This window comes from Pseudomonas sp. S3_B11 (assembly GCF_054667715.1).
The window spans coordinates 3,815,337-3,833,019 of sequence record NZ_CP162749.1 but is presented as its reverse complement, the minus strand read 5'-3'; the positions used below and the strand labels follow the sequence as shown (position 1 = coordinate 3,833,019).

At 60.6% G+C, this 17,683-nt stretch carries 11 protein-coding genes and 1 pseudogene; 7 read left to right on the top strand and 5 right to left on the bottom strand.

Features of this window, described 5'->3' with window-relative positions; genetic code table 11:
- Nucleotides 1-30 precede the first annotated feature (30 nt).
- The 4 genes from AB4O22_RS17265 to AB4O22_RS17250 all read left to right on the top strand — a co-directional run bounded on the left by AB4O22_RS17265 (nucleotide 31) and on the right by AB4O22_RS17250 (nucleotide 4,093).
- Nucleotides 31-267, top strand: coding sequence for a DUF1653 domain-containing protein (locus AB4O22_RS17265; protein WP_025212748.1), 237 nt, complete (start codon nucleotides 31-33; stop codon nucleotides 265-267).
- Nucleotides 268-382: 115 nt separating this feature from the next.
- A complete protein-coding gene (gene topA / locus AB4O22_RS17260) occupies nucleotides 383-2,995 on the top strand; it encodes a type I DNA topoisomerase (RefSeq protein ID WP_223473035.1) in 2,613 nt (870 codons plus the stop codon).
- A gap of 233 nt (nucleotides 2,996-3,228) precedes the next feature.
- Entirely contained in the window at nucleotides 3,229-3,753 is a 525-nt protein-coding gene (locus tag AB4O22_RS17255) for a DUF6586 family protein (RefSeq protein WP_003199647.1), read from the top strand.
- Between the two features lie 106 nt (nucleotides 3,754-3,859).
- Nucleotides 3,860-4,093, top strand: coding sequence for a hypothetical protein (locus tag AB4O22_RS17250; RefSeq protein WP_003183419.1), 234 nt, complete (start codon nucleotides 3,860-3,862; stop codon nucleotides 4,091-4,093).
- A gap of 71 nt (nucleotides 4,094-4,164) precedes the next feature.
- Here AB4O22_RS17250 and sulA read toward each other — a convergent pair whose 3' ends face one another.
- Nucleotides 4,165-4,638: an SOS-induced cell division inhibitor SulA gene (sulA, locus tag AB4O22_RS17245; protein ID WP_014339358.1), complete on the bottom strand. Its 474-nt coding sequence runs from the start codon at nucleotides 4,636-4,638 to the stop codon at nucleotides 4,165-4,167.
- 10 nt (nucleotides 4,639-4,648) lie between these two features.
- Nucleotides 4,649-5,257 carry a transcriptional repressor LexA gene (gene lexA / locus AB4O22_RS17240; RefSeq protein WP_003199651.1) on the bottom strand — a complete coding sequence of 203 codons (609 nt, stop codon included), beginning with the start codon at nucleotides 5,255-5,257 and terminating at the stop codon, nucleotides 4,649-4,651.
- A 241-nt stretch (nucleotides 5,258-5,498) separates the two neighbouring features.
- Here lexA and AB4O22_RS17235 point away from each other — a divergent pair, with 241 nt between their 5' ends.
- The 3 genes from AB4O22_RS17235 to AB4O22_RS17225 all read left to right on the top strand — a co-directional run bounded on the left by AB4O22_RS17235 (nucleotide 5,499) and on the right by AB4O22_RS17225 (nucleotide 10,720).
- Nucleotides 5,499-6,206 (top strand): TetR/AcrR family transcriptional regulator, encoded by a 708-nt coding sequence (locus tag AB4O22_RS17235; protein WP_003199653.1) that lies wholly within the window; start codon nucleotides 5,499-5,501, stop codon nucleotides 6,204-6,206.
- Between the two features lie 183 nt (nucleotides 6,207-6,389).
- The gene (gene nagZ, locus AB4O22_RS17230; RefSeq protein WP_223473090.1) at nucleotides 6,390-7,388 is read left to right on the top strand and encodes a beta-N-acetylhexosaminidase; all 999 of its coding nucleotides are present in this window, start codon (nucleotides 6,390-6,392) and stop codon (nucleotides 7,386-7,388) included.
- Between the two features lie 41 nt (nucleotides 7,389-7,429).
- Nucleotides 7,430-10,720 carry a DEAD/DEAH box helicase gene (locus tag AB4O22_RS17225; protein ID WP_460096815.1) on the top strand — a complete coding sequence of 1,097 codons (3,291 nt, stop codon included), beginning with the start codon at nucleotides 7,430-7,432 and terminating at the stop codon, nucleotides 10,718-10,720.
- A gap of 80 nt (nucleotides 10,721-10,800) precedes the next feature.
- Here the strand turns inward: AB4O22_RS17225 and AB4O22_RS17220 are convergent.
- The 3 genes and pseudogenes from AB4O22_RS17220 to mfd all read right to left on the bottom strand — a co-directional run bounded on the left by AB4O22_RS17220 (nucleotide 10,801) and on the right by mfd (nucleotide 17,530).
- A pseudogene (locus AB4O22_RS17220) lies at nucleotides 10,801-13,492 on the bottom strand (SNF2-related protein).
- 11 nt (nucleotides 13,493-13,503) lie between these two features.
- The gene (locus tag AB4O22_RS17215; protein ID WP_223473032.1) at nucleotides 13,504-14,070 is read right to left on the bottom strand and encodes a CsiV family protein; all 567 of its coding nucleotides are present in this window, start codon (nucleotides 14,068-14,070) and stop codon (nucleotides 13,504-13,506) included.
- A gap of 10 nt (nucleotides 14,071-14,080) precedes the next feature.
- Entirely contained in the window at nucleotides 14,081-17,530 is a 3,450-nt protein-coding gene (mfd, locus tag AB4O22_RS17210; RefSeq protein WP_460105427.1) for a transcription-repair coupling factor, read from the bottom strand.
- Between the last annotated feature and the right edge of the window lie 153 nt (nucleotides 17,531-17,683).

Below are 17,683 nucleotides of genomic sequence, written 5' to 3'. Positions count from 1 at the left end.
TTTTGAAAAAATTTGAGTGAGGGCCAAAGCATGCCGATACAACCTGGGCTCTACCAGCATTACAAAGGTCCGCAGTACCGCGTATTCAGCATCGCGCGGCATTCCGAGACCGAGGAAGAAGTGGTCTTCTATCAAGCCCTGTATGGCGATTACGGCTTTTGGGTGCGTCCTTTGAGCATGTTCCAGGAGTCCGTCGAGGTTGACGGCGAACAGGTGCCACGCTTTGCTTTGGTGCAGGCCGAGGAGAGCATTTTTTCCAAGCCTTGAGGCCGGTAAGCGGGCAACCCTGCGCTTGACCTCACCTTGCAGCCACTATATATAGCGGTGCCGCGTCAGGCGCCAACCGCCTTTCACTTTTTAGAATTCAGGAATTTTCTGATCCATGGGCAAATCGCTGGTCATTGTGGAATCCCCGGCTAAGGCCAAGACCATCAACAAGTATCTGGGCGACCAATACGTGGTGAAGTCGAGTATCGGCCATATCCGAGACCTGCCCACCAGCGGTTCGGCTAGCGCCAGCAAGGAGCCAGCCGCCAAGCGCGGCAAGGCTGCTGCCGGTGAAGCGCCGGCGCTGTCGCCGAAAGACAAGGCGCGCAAGCAGCTGGTCTCACGCATGGGGGTCGATCCGGAACACGGCTGGAAAGCCAAGTACGAGATCCTCCCGGGCAAGGAAAAGGTCATCGAAGAGCTGCGCCGGCTCGCCAAGGATGCTGACACCATCTATCTCGCGACGGACTTGGACCGCGAAGGGGAAGCCATTGCCTGGCACCTGCGCGAAGCCATTGGTGGGGATGACAGCCGCTACAAGCGCGTGGTGTTCAACGAAATTACCAAGAAGGCCATCCAGGAAGCCTTCTCCCAGCCGGGCGAGCTGGATATCGATCGGGTCAACGCTCAACAGGCGCGTCGCTTCCTCGATCGCGTGGTGGGCTACATGGTCTCGCCCCTGCTGTGGGCCAAGATCGCCCGCGGCCTGTCGGCCGGTCGCGTGCAGTCGGTCGCCGTGAAACTGGTGGTGGAACGCGAGCGGGAGATCCGTGCGTTCATCCCTGAAGAGTACTGGGAAGTCCACGCCGACCTCGGCACCGCCAAGGGCGCCACCGTGCGCTTCGACGTGGCCCGGGAGAAGGGCGAGGCATTCAAGCCGCTCAACGAAGCCCAGGCCATGGCCGCGCTGGAGAAGCTCAAGGCTTCCAGCTACAGCATCGTCAAGCGCGAAGACAAGCCGACCAGCAGCAAACCGTCGGCGCCGTTCATCACCTCCACGTTGCAACAGGCCGCGAGCAATCGCCTGGGCTTTGGCGTGAAGAAAACCATGATGATGGCCCAGCGTCTGTACGAAGCCGGCTACATCACTTACATGCGTACCGACTCGACCAACCTTTCGACCGATGCCGTGGCGATGGCGCGCACTTATATAGAAAGCGAGTTCGGCAAGAAGTACCTGCCGGACACGCCGAACGTCTACAGCAGCAAGGAAGGCGCGCAGGAGGCTCACGAAGCGATTCGTCCGTCCGATGCCAACACCGAGCCAAGCAAGCTGTCGGGCATGGAGCGCGATGCCGAGCGTCTCTACGAGCTGATCTGGCGCCAGTTCCTGGCCTGCCAGATGCTGCCGGCGCAATACCTGTCGACCACGGTCAGCGTCGGTGCCGGCGACTTCGAGCTGCGCGCCAAGGGCCGCATCCTGAAGTTCGACGGCTATACCCGCGTCATGCCGCAGATCACCAAGCCTGGGGATGACGACGTCCTGCCGGACATGGCCCAGGGCGACGTGATGAAGCTGATCAAGCTTGATCCGACCCAGCATTTCACCAAGCCACCGGCTCGTTACTCCGAAGCCAGCCTGGTCAAGGAGATGGAAAAGCGCGGCATCGGTCGTCCTTCGACCTACGCAGCGATCATCTCCACCATCCAGGACCGCGGTTATGTGGCGCTGCACAACCGTCGTTTCTATTCGGAGAAGATGGGTGACATCGTTACCGAGCGTTTGTCCGAGAGCTTCTCGAACCTGATGGACTACGGCTTCACCGCCGGTATGGAAGAGAACCTCGACGATGTGGCCCAGGGCGAGCGCGACTGGAAAAACGTTCTCGACGAGTTCTACGGCGACTTCAAGAAAAAGCTCGAGGTGGCCGAAAGCCCTGACAGCGGCATGCGCGCCAACCAGCCGGTCATGACCGATATCCCGTGCCTGACCTGCGGGCGTCCGATGCAAATCCGTACCGCCTCGACCGGCGTGTTCCTCGGTTGCTCGGGCTACAGCCTGCCACCCAAGGAGCGCTGCAAGGCGACGGTCAATCTGGTGCCGGGTGACGAAATCGCCGCGGACGACGAGGGTGAATCGGAATCCCTGGTGCTGCGTGGCAAGCATCGCTGCCCGATCTGCAGCACGGCGATGGACGCCTACCTGCTGGATGAAAAGCGCAAGCTGCACATCTGCGGTAACAATCCGGACTGTGCTGGCTACGAGATCGAAGAGGGCACTTATCGCATCAAGGGCTACGAAGGTCCGAGCCTGGAGTGCGACAAGTGTGGCAGTGAGATGCAGCTCAAGACCGGCCGTTTCGGCAAGTTCTTCGGTTGCACCAACCCGACCTGCAAGAACACCCGCAAACTGCTCAAGAGCGGTGACGCGGCGCCGCCGAAAATGGACCCGGTGAAGATGCCTGAGCTCAAGTGCGAGAAGGTCAACGACACCTACATCCTGCGCGACGGTGCTTCCGGCCTGTTCCTGGCGGCCAGCCAGTTCCCGAAAAACCGTGAGACCCGTGCACCGTTGGTGATGGAAATCGTGCCGCACAAGGACGAGATCGATCCCAAGTACCATTTCCTCTGCGAAGCGCCGCAGAAGGATCCGGAAGGGCGCCCGGCGGTCATTCGCTACAGCCGCAAGACCAAGGAGCAATACGTGCAGACCGAAGTCGACGGCAAGCCGACCGGCTGGAAAGCCTTTTACGACGGCGGTAAGTGGACGGTGCAAGACAAGAGTTGATGGCAGCACTCGCGTGTGACAAAGGGACTTGCTGTGGCGAGGGCGCTTGCTCCCGCTGGACCGGTCCGACGTTTCGGACGCAGCCGTCCCAATAAGTCCCATGTGAACAAAAGGCCGCATGACAACCCATAGGTTTTCATGCGGCCTTTTGTTTTTGGCTTGCAGTGGCCTCGGTTGATCCATGACACTGTCGCACTTGCGTGAAGCTTTCATTTCGTTGGGGAGATGCCGCCATGGCCCACGAACTCTATACCCGCACCAATCAGAAAATCTATTTCGCCGGTCTGTCGCTCGAGGCGCTTACCAGGGCCGAGGACGGACGTGCGATGAATTCCCCGGCGCTGCTCCAGGCAGGGCGCGAATCCGTGCTGTTTCACCTGTACGGTGCATTGTTGGGGTTGTGCCATGAAATCGCCGGTTTCTATCGCCTGCCTCAAGCGAATGCACCGCGGGCCGAGCTGTTGTTGACCCGCGAAGTGCTGGAAACCATTGCTATCCCGGAATTGGCCGAAATGGTCGAGCTGGCGCACAACCCGGAAACCTGGCTGGCGAAGCTATTGGCGGCCCATGCGGCGCTGTTCGAACCGCCACGTGCCCCGCGCAAGCCCAAGGGGGACGTGACCCAGCCGTTGATCGTGGCGGTCAATCTGGACGAACAAGAACCCGAGCAGGAGTTGAGCCGGGAGGAGCTGGAGAGTTGGCGTCAGAACCTCAAGAGCCTGGCGATACGCTTTCGTGAAGGTTTGAACGAGTGCTGAGTTTCCCCACGGCCCGTTACGTTCGTTGATAACGCTTGGTCAAGATCCCGAGCGGAGCCTGGCCGATGACTATATAATCCTCGCCTTTCGTGGAGAACAGACTTTTATGCCTACGTCCTTTCTAGAAATTGTCGAACTTCCTGATGGCCGCATCGAGCTGCGCAGGGCTGAGGACGAGGGTTCTCTGGTTACCCTGAACTTCTCCGAAGATGCCAAGGTATTCCTCCAGGGCCAACACGTCGAAGTCGCCAAGGCGATGCTGAGCGTGGGCGTTCAGATGGCAGGTCGCCTGGTTGAAGGCGAATTCAACAAGGAAGAGGGGCCGCGGGTTCTTCATTGATCCCGTCTGTCGGCTTTTTTGGATAGTGTGGCTGGTCGGCTTCTCTGCCTTGGAGAAGCCCCGCGTTTGTCTTAGCCCAATCGAATGTTCAGACTTTGTGCGTCCCCGGTACGGGCGGCGCTGATCAACTGTTGCCGTGCGGTGGCGGTCAACGGGTTGAGCCAGCTGACCACGGTGTGGCTGCGGCCCAGGCGCAAGGCTTCGCAGGTCAACTGTTGGGCGCTTTGGGTGCCCCGCGGCTGCAACAACAGGATGCGTTCGCGGTTCAGGCCGGCATCCCGCAGCCAGGCCTGGGTGACGCTGGCCGGTGGTGCGATCAGCGTCAGCCAGCGAGCATCCTGGTCCTGGCTGAGTTCTCGCAGAATCGGCGCCAGCAGGTTCAGGCAGTTTCCAGCCGCACCACGTAACGACAGTTCGCTGAAAGCCTCGGGCTCGACGCCCCAGGGCGACTCGATGACCTCTTTCAGGACTGGAGCCAGCGGTTGGGCCATGAATGCCTCGAACAGCGGAAGTTGTGTGTGTTGTGGTGTGTGAGGGAACTGCATAAAGCCTCCTTTAGCGGCGAATGACGCCGACGCTCAAGCCTTCGATGACCAGGTCCTGATCTTTCAGATTCACTTCGATGGGCGCGAACTCCGGGTTCTCGGCGATGAGCCAGACCTTGCTGCCGTCGCGCTTGAAGCGCTTGACGGTCACTTCGTCGCCGATTCGCGCCACCACGATCTGGCCATTGCGGGCTTCGCGGGTGGTGTGCACGGCCAGGAGGTCACCGTCGAAGATGCCGATGTCCTTCATGCTCATGCCGTGTACACGAAGCAGGTAGTCGGCCCGAGGATGGAAGAACGAAGGATTGATGTTGCAGGACTCCTCGACATGCTGCTGGGCCAGGATCGGTGCGCCTGCCGCTACCCGGCCGATGATCGGCAGGGTGGTTTCGTCGGCCTTGGCTTCGAAGCCGGGGATGCGAATGCCACGGGATGCGCCCGGGGTCATTTCGATAGCACCCTTGCGCGCCAGCGCCTTGAGGTGTTCTTCAGCCGCGTTGGGCGACTTGAAACCCAGTTCCTGGGCGATTTCCGCGCGGGTTGGCGGGTAGCCGTTGTCTTCGAGGCAGCGTTTGATGAAGGCCAGAATCTCTGCTTGGCGTGGCGTCAGCTTTAGCATATTGATCGCTCTGTCTTTTTATACAGTGACTGGGATTATATACAGTGGACGGCGCTTGGCAATCCTCCTTTTTTCACCGGCCGCTGGACGGTCGGTCAGGCTGTTGGATGCGACATGGCTACCACCCGTGAAAAGGTGTGGTTAAATACGTGACCGGGCGTTCGCAAAACGCCCCGGCAGGCTTGACAACCCCTAGGCTGAAACGTATGTTTCAAACAAGTGTTTGTCAGGCGGAGTAACCATGGCCCAGTCGGAAACCGTTGAACGCATTCTCGATGCTGCCGAGCAGTTGTTCGCGGAAAAAGGTTTCGCTGAAACCTCGTTGCGTCTGATCACCAGCAAGGCCGGGGTGAACCTGGCGGCGGTGAACTATCATTTCGGCTCCAAAAAGGCCTTGATCCAGGCGGTATTCTCGCGGTTCCTCGGACCTTTCTGCCTCAGCCTCGATCGCGAGCTGGAGCGCCGGCAGGCCAAGCCTGACGTCAAGCCGACCTTGGAAGAGCTACTGGAAATCCTGGTCGAGCAAGCCCTTGTCGTGCAACCGCGCAGCGGTAACGACCTTTCCATTTTCATGCGCCTGTTGGGCCTTGCTTTCAGTCAGAGTCAGGGCCACCTGCGACGTTACCTGGAAGACATGTACGGCAAGGTTTTCCGGCGCTACATGCTGCTGGTCAACGAAGCCGCACCGCGTATTCCGCCCATCGAGTTGTTCTGGCGAGTGCACTTCATGCTCGGCGCCGCGGCGTTCAGCATGTCCGGTATCAAGGCGTTGCGCGCCATTGCTGAAACCGACTTTGGCGTGAACACCTCGATCGAACAGGTGATGCGCCTGATGGTGCCGTTCCTGGCAGCCGGCATGCGTGCCGAAAGTGGCGTCACCGATGAAGCCATGGCTGTCGCGCAATTGCGTCCGCGCAGTAAATCGACGCCGGCGCTGGCCAAGGCGTAAGTGCATGGGTGGGCGCGGCTGCCTACATCCGCTAAGCTAGCCGCCCATGCCGACTCTCGTTTCGAACCCGTTCCATTTTTTGTTGCATGACCGCGACCTGCCGGGCCTTGGGCCCAGCGGTGTGGTCGTGCCTGTGTTGTCGCGCGGGTTCATCGTTATTAAGGAAATGCTATGACTGCTGGCCTGCAAGGCTCGTTGATGGTGGACGTCGCCGGTACCTGGCTGACGGCCGAAGATCGCCACCTGTTGCGCCAGCCTGAGGTAGGCGGGCTGATCATCTTTGCCCGCAATATCGAGCATCCACGTCAGGTGCGTGAGTTGAGCGCGTCGATCCGCGCCATCCGCCCTGACCTTTTATTGGCGGTGGATCAGGAAGGTGGTCGTGTCCAGCGGCTGCGCCAGGGTTTTGTGCGGTTGCCGGCGATGCGGGCGATAGCCGATAACCCGAACGCCGAGTACCTCGCCGAGCAGTGCGGCTGGATCATGGCCACAGAAGTGCTGGCGGTCGGTCTCGACTTGAGCTTTGCCCCGGTGCTGGACCTCGATTACCAGCGCAGCGCCGTCGTCGGCAGTCGTTCCTTCGAGGGTGACCCCGAGCGCGCTGCGTTGTTGGCCGGTGCTTTCATCCGCGGCATGAACGCCGCCGGGATGGCCGCCACTGGCAAGCATTTTCCGGGGCATGGCTGGGCCGAGGCCGATTCCCACGTGGCGATTCCGAACGATGAGCGCAGCCTGGAGCAGATTCGCGCCAACGACCTGGTGCCATTTGCCAGGCTGAGCAAACAACTGGCCGCCGTCATGCCGGCCCATGTCATCTATCCGCAGGTTGACCCCAATCCAGCCGGGTTTTCCCGCCGCTGGCTGCAGGACATCCTGCGCGGCGAGTTGCAATTCGATGGGGTGATCTTCAGTGATGACCTGTCGATGGCCGGGGCTCATGTGGTCGGTGATGCTGCCAGTCGTATCGAGGCTGCTTTGGCGGCGGGTTGCGACATGGGCTTGGTGTGCAATGACCGTGCTGCCGCGGAGTTGGCCTTGAGCGCTGCCCAGCGCCTGAAGGTCAAGCCTTCGGCACGGATCGCCCGCATGCGCGGCCAGGCCTGTGCCTCCACTGAATACCGTCAGGACCCTCGCTGGCTGGCGGCGCTCGGCGCGCTGAGGGCTGCCCAGCTGGTTGATTGAGGAAGTGTCGTGACTGATATGCGTAATGCTCGGCGGTGCCCATGACCCAGCCAATTGAGGCGCTTCTTGAGACGGATTGGGGAGAAGACTTCCATCAGAGTTACCTTCAGCGCGGGTTCGACTACGCCGAGAGAGACCGAGTACGGATACTGCGGATAGACGAGCAATCGATTCACGCCGAATGCGAGGGTGGCGGCGATAATGTCTATCAGCAGGTGATCGAGCTCACTCGTTATCGGGGCTACGACGGCGTTCGTTACGAATGTTCGTGCCCGGTCGGTAACAGCTGCAAGCACTGCGCTGCCGTCATGTTCCATTTGATGTGGAATCCGCAAGCGCTGGAGGCCGGCTCCGCCAGCGAGCGCCTGAGTTCTGAACTTGAAACCTGGATCAAGGGTATTCCCGAGTGGGACGCCGATTCGCTACCGAGCAAAAAAGACGCCGATGTCCGGATCTTCTACAAACTCAAGAAGACGCACATAGGACAGTGGATTTTGGAACTCTTCAAGGGGCGCCAGCTCGATGATGGTTCCCTGAAGGATCTGAAAGCGTTTGGCCAACTGACGGACATGCTGAATCGTTCTCCGAATTATATGTCCGACGTCGACAAGCAAATTGGCCAGTCGCTTATCAGCAGTCAGCATTATCACAGCCAGAACAGCTTTCCGTTGCAAGGTCGCAGCGGCGCCGAAGTGCTGGCGCTGGCATTAAAATCCTCGCGCTTGTTCCTGGATTTCGACCCGCCGCAGCCATTGGGCGCAGGTCCGCTAAAAAATGCGCAGTTTTTCTGGGCTGAGCAGGCCAATGGCAACTATCGGTCTCGGTGGCGCAGTGGCGATCAGGTACTGGATAACCTCCTGGTGCTTGAGCCGCTTCATTATCTGGATTTATCGCGCAGGGAACTTGGCCGGCTGTCCTATGAAGTGGACGACAAATTGGCGTGCCATTTATGCCGTGCGCCGGAGGTACCCGCTCGGGATGTTGTGCTTTTCAGCCATAGGATCAACGCTGTCGACCGACCTATCCCGCCGCCGAAAGAACTGACTGAGCGCATCATCGAAGGTGTTGAACCGCGAGCGTTGTTGACGTTGGGAAGTGCAATCACCTTCCGGCACTGGAAATCTGTTCCAGAACATCGCGCGGCACTGACCTTTATTTATGATGGTCATGTGGCGGACGACAAAGCGTCCACCGAACTGTCGATCCTGTCCGGAACCGAAATTTTGCGCATTCAGCGTAAACCGGATGTCGAGCAAGCCTTTCGCACCGTTCTGCGTAAGGTAGGTTTCAAGAAAACCAGTCGCAAGAGCCTTGCGCTGGCGGACATCGGGGGTGAGCTATTTCAAATGGCGGATGACCACGCCTGGTTGGCCTTCATGGACAAAGGCCTGCCGCGATTGCGTGCCGCCAATTGGCAGATCGATATCGAAGCGGGTTTTCATTTCGATCTGCAACCGGTGGAGCAGTTGTACGCCGACATCGACGAGTCTCCCGGTCGAGAGTGGTTCGATTTACAACTAGGCATTGTCGTGGATGGAAAACGGCACAGCCTGCTGCCGATCTTGCTTCATCTGCTCCGCTCAAGCCCCGAGATGATGGATCCGGACAACCTTGATCGGCGTGGTGATGAGGAGTTGATGTTGCTCGATCTCAACGGCGGAAAGTTCGGGGCGGGTCCTGGTGTGAAGGTCGCGTTGCCATATGGGCGGGTCAAGCCGCTGATGGCAACGCTTGGTGAGTTGTACATGAAGGAGCACCGGGGTGACTCGATACGGTTGAATGCCTTTGATGCGGCCAGGTTGAATGTGCTTGAAAGCGTGCCATTGACCTGGCAAGGCGGGGAGCGGTTGCGTACGTTCGCCAAGCGACTACACGAGTCGACTCATGCTCATGTCCCGGCGCCGATGGGGCTCAAAGCCACCCTGCGACCTTATCAACTGGAAGGGTTCAATTGGATGCAGACCCTGCGCGAGCTGGAAGTCGGCGGCATCCTGGGCGATGACATGGGCTTGGGTAAAACCTTGCAGACCCTGGCTCACCTGCTTTGTGAGAAGCAGGCCGGGCGCCTGGATGTCCCGGCGCTTGCAGTCATGCCCACCAGTCTGATTCCCAACTGGCTCGACGAAGCGGCACGCTTCACGCCGCAGCTCAACGTCGTGGCGCTTCATGGTGCAGCCCGGCAAAAAGATTTCGCCAGCCTTGCACAGTACGACCTGATTCTGACGACTTATGCCTTGTTGCCGCGGGATCTGGAGGCGCTGAAACCCCAGGCCTGGAGTGTGCTGATTCTCGATGAAGCGCAGAACATCAAGAATCCCACCAGCAAGGCCGCCCAGGCTGCTCGCGAACTCAATGCCCGGCAGCGCTTGTGCCTGTCCGGTACGCCCCTGGAAAATCACTTGGGCGAACTCTGGTCGCTGTTTCATTTCCTCCTGCCCGGCTGGTTGGGGGATAACAAAAGCTTCAACCGAGACTACCGGACGCCGATCGAAAAACATGGCAACAGCGAGCGAATGCACCATCTGACGGCGCGAATAAAACCATTTCTACTGCGGCGTAAAAAAGAACAAGTCGCTACTGAGCTGCCACCCAAGACTGAAATCGTCCATTGGGTCGACCTCAGTGACGGACAGCGGGATGTCTATGAAGCCGTGCGTGTGGCCATGGACAGGAAAGTGCGCGACGAAATCGCTCGCAGCGGCGTGGCCCGTAGCCAGATTATCATTCTCGACGCGTTGCTCAAGTTACGCCAGGTCTGCTGCGACCTGCGGCTGCTCAATACCGTACAGACCGCCAAAGCGCTACGTTCCGGCAGCGGCAAGTTGATCAGTTTAATGGAGATGCTTGAAGAGTTGCTCAGCGAAGGGCGCAAGATTCTGCTGTTTTCCCAGTTCACCTCGATGCTGTCCCTGATCGAGGAGGAACTGCAAAAGCGCAGCCTGACCTATTCCTTACTGACCGGATCCACCACGGATCGCCGCACCCCGGTGAGGGAATTTCAGAGTGGCAAGGTGTCGCTGTTTCTAATCAGCCTCAAGGCCGGCGGTACGGGGCTCAATCTGACGGCTGCCGACACGGTGATTCACTTCGATCCGTGGTGGAACCCAGCGGTGGAAAATCAGGCGACCGACCGGGCTTATCGGATCGGTCAAAACAAGCCAGTGTTCGTCTACAAGCTGATTGCCCGAGGCACGGTGGAAGAGAAGATACAGGCGCTTCAGGAGGATAAGGCCGCGTTGGCGGGCAGTCTGCTGGATGGCGGCGCGACGGGTGGGTGGAAGCTTGAGCAGAGCGATATCGAAGCGTTGTTTGCACCGTTGCCCAAGACCTGATTCACCGGCACATTCACTGGCTATGTCGCCTGATAGTCAGCCATCGCGAGCAGGCTCGCTCCCACAGGAAACGGTGTGAATCAGCGCTTTTCCAGTTTGTCCGGCAGCGGCGCGAACAATGCTTCGATATCGTCGCTCTGCAGTTTCCAATCCCCGGCCACACGCCCGTCCAGCACACCGGCCGCGAGGTCGGATTTTTCCTTTTGCAGTAGCTGGATCTTCTCTTCCACCGTGCCTCGGGCAATCAGCTTGTAGACGAATACCGGCTTTTCCTGGCCGATGCGGTAGGCACGGTCGGTCGCCTGGTTTTCGGTCGCCGGGTTCCACCATGGGTCGTAGTGAATCACTGTGTCGGCCTCGGTCAGGTTCAGGCCTACACCGCCAGCCTTCAGGCTGATCAGAAAGATCTGACGCTTGCCGCTCTGGAATTCCTTGACGGGCGTGCGTCGGTCGCGGGTCTGGCCGGTCAGAATGGCGTACTCGACGCCGCGTTTCTTCAGCTCCTCTTCAATCAGCGCCAACATGGACGTGAATTGGGAAAACAACAGCACCCGGCGACCTTCTTCAAACAGTTCTTCGAGCATTTCCATCAGGCTGTCGAGCTTGCCCGAGGTGCTGCCTCGGGCGGGCAGGGTGGCGTCGTTGATCAGGCGCAGGTCGCAACACACCTGGCGCAGCTTGAGCAGCGCTTCGAGAATGATGATCTGGCTGCGGGCCACGCCTTTGCGGGTGATCTCGTCGCGGACCTTCTTGTCCATCGCCAGGCGCATGGTTTCGTAGACGTCCCGCTGGGCATCGCTGAGTTCGACCCAATGGATGATCTCGGTCTTGGGCGGCAGCTCTGTCGCCACTTGCTCCTTGGTCCTGCGCAGCAGAAAGGTTTTATCCGACCATTGAGGTGCTGCAGTCGTACATCGCTGCCGCGCTTTTCTATCGGTACACGGTAATCGCGGTTGAAACTCTTGACGTCCCCAAGCCACCCCGGCAGCAGGAAGTGAAACAGCGACCACAATTCGCCCAGGTGATTTTCCAGCGGCGTGCCGGACAGGCACAGCCGCTGGCGGGCATTGAGCTCGCGGGCGGCCTGGGCGGCTTTGCTGGTGGGGTTCTTGATGTACTGGGCTTCGTCGAGGATCAGCACGTGCAACGGCTGCGCGGCGAGGCGCTCGACATCCTTGGGCAGCAGGGCATAGGTGGTGAGGACCAGGTCGTATTCGGCCAGCCGGTCGAAATGTTTTTTCGCCCGGCGCCATACAGGGCCAGCACCTTGAGCTGCGGCGTAAAGTGAGCCGCCTCGTCGAGCCAGTTGGGGATCAGGCTGGTGGGCATGACGACCATGCACGGTCGGTCGAGGCGTCCGGCGTTTTTTTCGCTGAGAATGTGCGCCAGGGTCTGTAGGGTTTTACCCAGGCCCATGTCGTCCGCGAGAATACCGCCGACTTCCAGCTGTCGCAGCGATTGCATCCAGCTCAAGCCTTCGAGTTGATACGGCCGCAGCGTCGCGTTCAGGCCCTCTGGCGCAGTGGTGGTGTAATCCTTGATGTCCCGCAGGCGTTGGGCCAGGCCGCGAATGTGTTCGCCACCTTCCCAGGTCAACGGCATGTCCTGCAGCGGGTTCAGGCGCAGGGCGTCCGCGCTGTTGAGGCGCAGTTTGGTAGTGCCGGGCTCTTGCAGGTAAAACTCGCCCAGGGTCGCCAGCACCGGCTTCAGCCGGCCATAGGGCAGGGCCACCTGCTGCGGGCCGAACTCCGAGTTCGGACGGTTGGGCAGGTTGACCAGAATGAGTTCGTCGTCCCGACGCCGGGCCAGGCGTTCCGGGTTGAACAATTCGATGTGCGAGCGCATCAGGTTCAACAGGATCGGCAGCAGGCTCAGGCGCTCACCGTTGACGATGATCCCCAGTTCGAGGTCGAACCAATCCCGCTCCGGCGTTTCCTCGACGGTGGCGTACCACTCGTCCACAGCCGTCAGGTCGAAGCCGAAGTCCTCGTCGATCTGCAGTTCCCAGCCCTGGCTGCGCAGTTTCGGCAGGTCGTTGAGGGTGAAGGTCAGCCAGGCACTGTCGTTGACCATCTCGTACAGTTCGCCGGCGCTTTCCGGCAGGGCCTTGCTTTGTCGGGTCGCGACCTTGAAGCCGAGGATTCGCAGCTGTTCGCGGTAGGACTGTTCCACGTCGGTGTGGCGTTTTATCCGCAGTGTCTGGGTTTCCTGGCGAATCAGCACGTCGGTGTTGCGCTGGCCGCTGACGTATTCGTCCAGGTAACTGAAGGACAGCGCGGCGCGGTGTTGAATGTAGCGCTGCATTTTGCCGTTGCGCGGCTCGAAGGCGCTGAACTCGATACTGGCCAGCCACAGGCGCGGCACCGGTTGCACGTTGTCCACCAGCACTTGTGGCGGGGCCTTGGGGCTGCGGTTGTCCAGCACGGCCTGGAGTTTCTCCAGTAATTGCGCGTCTTTTTCGGCGGCTGGGTAGGCCAGGGTTTCCTGGACTTGCAGCAACACGGCTGCGCAGTGCTTGCAGTTGATGCGCACCGGGCAGGAGCACGCGGCTTCGAGCAGAATCAGCGTGCCCTTGGCTGACTCTTTAAGGCGAATGGTCTGACGGTAGACGTTACCGCCAGAGCCTTCGCAGCTGGCGGTGATGGTGCTGTCGCCGGCCTCGACAATCCTGACGCGGTTTTCCAGCGCATAACGGCGCCCGCGCTCCAGGCTCTGTTCCTTGAATCGATTGACCCAGGAAGGTGCCAGGGGTTTGCTCAGGGGCGAGGGCATAGGCGCGCCAATCAGTCCGGAATGACTTCAGGTGCCTGCCGTGGCGCGGGCGCGGTCAACGAGGTGATCTTGATCAGCAGGCCAAGATGACCGTTGTCGAGGAAGTTCAGTTGGCCATTCTTGGTATGGCTCTGCTGCTTGAGGCGCTCGCTGGCGGTGACCAGGCCATTGGCGTTGATCTGGTTGATCCAGAAATCGGCATCCACGTCGGTGAAACGGCCCAGCTTCAGTTCCAGGGTGCCTTCGATGGGGAATTGCCCGAACTGTTCGGCACCGTCGCTGATGGCGACTTTGCGTCCCTGCTCACCGAGGGTCTGCTGCCAGGCCTTATGCATCAATACCGTGTATTGGCCGTTGGCGGTGAGTTTCTCGACGATGTTGCCCATGGCCGGTGTGCGCTGGCTATCCGCGTCCAGGCGTTGCGCGCCGGCGTCCCAGTCTTCCGGTGCGGCACGGCTGACAATCGCCGGCTCGGCGTTCTGGCGCACCAGGATCATTTCAACCTGATACAGGTCATCGGCAAACGCCAGGGGAGCGACCAGGGTCAACAACAAGGTCAGTGAGCAAAACAGGCGCATGTGGCGTCCTTCAAGCAGTGGTCGGAGTGAGGCGCTCGAACAGCGCTTCTACGATATTGAAACGCTCTTCCGCGCGCTCCATGGGCACCATGAATTTGAACATCGTGGCACCTTCGAACTTGTAGCGTTTGGGCTGGCCCTGGATCAACTTGATCAGCACCAATGGATCGACCGGGGTCTGGGCCTCGAACTCGATCCGGCCGCCGTTGGGGCCGCCGTCGACTTTCTTGATGCCCAGTTGTTCGGCCTTGAGCTTGAGCTGCGTGGTACGCACCAGGTTCTTGGTCGGTTCCGGCAGCAGGCCGAAGCGGTCGATCATCTCAACTTGCAAGTCCTTGAGGCCTTCCTCGTCGCTGGCCGAGGCGATGCGTTTGTAGAGGATCAGCCGTGCGTGAACATCCGGCAGGTAGTCTTCCGGGATCAGTGCCGGCACCCGCAGGTTGATTTCCGGCCCGCCGCCCAGGGGTTGATCGAGGTTCGGCTGTTCGCCCTTGCGGATCGACTTGACCGCGCGCTCGAGCATTTCCATGTACAGGGTGAAGCCGACGGCCTGGATCTGGCCGCTCTGGCCGTCGCCGAGCAATTCGCCGGCACCGCGGATTTCCAGGTCGTTGGTGGCCAGCACGAAGCCGGCGCCAAGGTCCTGGGTATTGGCGATGGCTTCCAGGCGCTTTTCCGCATCCGGGGTGATTTGCTGGCGCGGTGGCGTCAACAGGTAGGCATAGGCCTGGTGGTGGCTACGACCGACCCGGCCGCGCAACTGGTGCAACTGGGCCAGGCCGAATTTGTCGGCGCGCTCGATGATGATGGTGTTGGCGCTCGGCACGTCGATGCCGGTCTCGATGATGGTCGAGGCGATCAGCACGTTGAAGCGCTTGTGGTAGAAGTCGCTCATCACCTGTTCGAGTTCACGCTCGCGCATTTGCCCATGGCCGATGCCGATCCGCGCTTCCGGCACCAGTTCGGCCAGGTCGGCGGCGCATTTCTCGATGGTCTTCACGTCGTTGTGCAGGTAATAGACCTGGCCGCCACGCAGCAACTCACGCAGCAAGGCTTCCTTGACCGTGCTTTTGTTCTGCTCCATGACAAAGGTGCGCACCGACAGGCGCCGGGCCGGCGGCGTGGCGATGATCGACAGGTCGCGCATGCCCGACACCGCCATGTTCAGCGTGCGCGGGATCGGCGTGGCGGTCAGGGTCAGGATGTCGACTTCGCTGCGCAGGGCCTTGAGCTGTTCTTTCTGGCGCACGCCAAAGCGGTGCTCTTCGTCGATGATCACCAGCCCCAGGCTCTTGAACTTCACGTCGTCCTGCAGCAGCTTGTGCGTGCCGATGACGATGTCGATCTTGCCCTCGGCCAGGTCGGCCACGGCGGCGTTCACTTCCTTGGTGGATTTGAAACGGCTCATCACTTCCACGGTCACCGGCCAGTCGGCAAAGCGGTCGCGGAAACTGTTGTAGTGCTGCTGGGCGAGCAGGGTGGTCGGCACCAGGATCGCCACCTGCTTGCCACCGTGCACGGCAATGAACGCGGCGCGCATCGCCACTTCGGTCTTGCCGAAGCCCACATCGCCACACACCAGTCGGTCCATGGGTTTGGGCGTGAGCATGTCGGCGCGCACGGCTTCGATGGTGGTCTGCTGGTCGACGGTTTCTTCGAACGGAAAACCGGCGCTGAAGGTTTCGTAGTCGGCTTTCGGATCGGCGAAGGCATAGCCCTCGCGGGCCGCGCGGCGGGCGTAGATGTCCAGCAGCTCGGCGGCCACGTCGCGCACCTGTTCGGCCGCCTTGCGCTTGGCTTTCTGCCAGGTTTCCGAGCCCAGGCGATGCAGCGGGGCCAGGGCGTCGTCGCTGCCGGTGTAGCGGGCGATCAGGTGCAGGTTTGCCACCGGCACGTAGAGCTTGGCGCCTTCGGCGTATTCCAGGGTCAGGAACTCGGCGGCCTGGTTGTCGATTTCCAGTGTCGCCAGGCCCAGGTAGCGGCCCACGCCGTGGTCGATGTGCACCACGGGTGCGCCTTCGCGCAGTTCGGTGAGGTTCTTGATGACGGCGTCGTTGGCGGCGTCGGCGCGTTTCTCGCGACGGCGGCGCTGCATGACGCGCTGGCCGAACAAAGGACTTTCGGCGACCAGTGCCAGGGCCGGATCGTCCAGGACCAGGCCGTCGTTCAACGGCGCGATGGTAATCGCCAGGCGATCCTTGCCGGCGACGAAGTCCGGCCAGCTGTCCACCGTCTTTGGTCGCAGCTTCAGGCGCTCAAGCAGCTCCAACAGCACTTCGCGACGACCCGCGGATTCGGCGGTGAACAACACGCGACCGGGGAATGCATCGAGAAATCCGGCCAGCGCCGCCAAAGGTTGCGTGGCCTTGGCTTCGATGGCCAGGTCCGGCAATGCCTTGGCCGGGAAACGTTCACGGCCGACGCCGGTTTCCACGTCCTGCTGGCTCGCCACCACCCGCGGCCAGCTCTTGAGGCGGGCAAAACAGTCTTCCACCGGCAGGAACAGTTCGGCCGGCGGCAATAGAGGCCGGGAAGGATCGACGCGACGCTCTTCGTAGCGGTTGCGCACGTCGTTCCAGAAGTTTTCCGCGGCCTGCTCGATGCCCGGCAGGGAAAACACCTGGGTGTCCTGGGGCAGGTAATCGAACAGGGTGGAGGTTTCTTCGAAAAACAGCGGCAGGTAATACTCGATGCCGGCGGGGGTGATCCCGCTGCTCAGGTCCTGGAAGATCGGGCAGCGCCGGAAATCCACATCGAAGCGCTCGCGAAAGCGCGCCTTGAAGCGGGTTACGGCATCTTTCTGCAGCGGGAACTCCTTGGCCGGCAACAGGCGGATCGACTGCACTTTGTCGATGGACCGCTGGTTTTCCGGGTCGAAGGTGCGCAGGGTCTCGATTTCGTCATCGAACAGGTCGATGCGATAAGGCAGTTTGCTGCCCATCGGGAACAGGTCGATCAAGGCACCGCGAACCGCGAACTCGCCGTGCTCGTACACCGTGTCGACGCAGCGATAGCCACTGGCCTCAAGGCGCGTGCGCATTTGCTCGACATCGAGCTTCTGGCCGATGTCCAGCACCAGGCTGCTGCCAAGCAGGAATTGGGTCGGTGCCAGGCGATGTAGGGCCGTGGTGATCGGCACTACCAAAACGCCATGACTGAGTTCCGGCAGCCGGTAAAGGCTGGCGATTCGCTGGGAAATGATGTCCTGGTGTGGTGAAAACAGATCGTAGGGCAGGGTTTCCCAGTCCGGGAAATGCAAGACCGGCAAATCCGGGGCGAAGAAACTCAGCTCCTGTTCCAGCCGCTCGGCGCTTTGGCTGTCGGCGGTCAGCAGCAGGGTGAAGCGCTTTGCAGCGCTGGCAGCCTCGGCGATGGCCAGGCTCAGGGCGGCACCGGGCAGGTTGCCCCAGTGCTGTTTACCTGCCGCGGCAGGGAGAAGCGGAAGACGCAGAACGGGCACGGAAGGTTGAGCTCCAGCGTTGCGACAAAGTCGACAATTGTAGCGGGGGAAGGGGCCTGCTGTCAGTCGCAGACTACCCAGGCAGACAGGAAAACCACGGTGCGACAGGCGCGCATTGCTCCGCCGAGGACTCGGCGGCATAATGTAGCCCCT

Bases quoted from the DNA above. Each gene is read 5' to 3' on its own strand.
- sulA (WP_014339358.1), bottom strand. From the start codon at position 4,638: ATGCAGTTCCCTCACACACCACAACACACACAACTTCCGCTGTTCGAG.
- AB4O22_RS17265 (WP_025212748.1), top strand. From the start codon at position 31: ATGCCGATACAACCTGGGCTCTACCAGCATTACAAAGGTCCGCAGTAC.
- AB4O22_RS17250 (WP_003183419.1), top strand. From the start codon at position 3,860: ATGCCTACGTCCTTTCTAGAAATTGTCGAACTTCCTGATGGCCGCATC.
- topA (WP_223473035.1), top strand. From the start codon at position 383: ATGGGCAAATCGCTGGTCATTGTGGAATCCCCGGCTAAGGCCAAGACC.
- AB4O22_RS17255 (WP_003199647.1), top strand. From the start codon at position 3,229: ATGGCCCACGAACTCTATACCCGCACCAATCAGAAAATCTATTTCGCC.
- AB4O22_RS17235 (WP_003199653.1), top strand. From the start codon at position 5,499: ATGGCCCAGTCGGAAACCGTTGAACGCATTCTCGATGCTGCCGAGCAG.
- AB4O22_RS17225 (WP_460096815.1), top strand. From the start codon at position 7,430: ATGACCCAGCCAATTGAGGCGCTTCTTGAGACGGATTGGGGAGAAGAC.
- AB4O22_RS17215 (WP_223473032.1), bottom strand. From the start codon at position 14,070: ATGCGCCTGTTTTGCTCACTGACCTTGTTGTTGACCCTGGTCGCTCCC.
- lexA (WP_003199651.1), bottom strand. From the start codon at position 5,257: ATGCTAAAGCTGACGCCACGCCAAGCAGAGATTCTGGCCTTCATCAAA.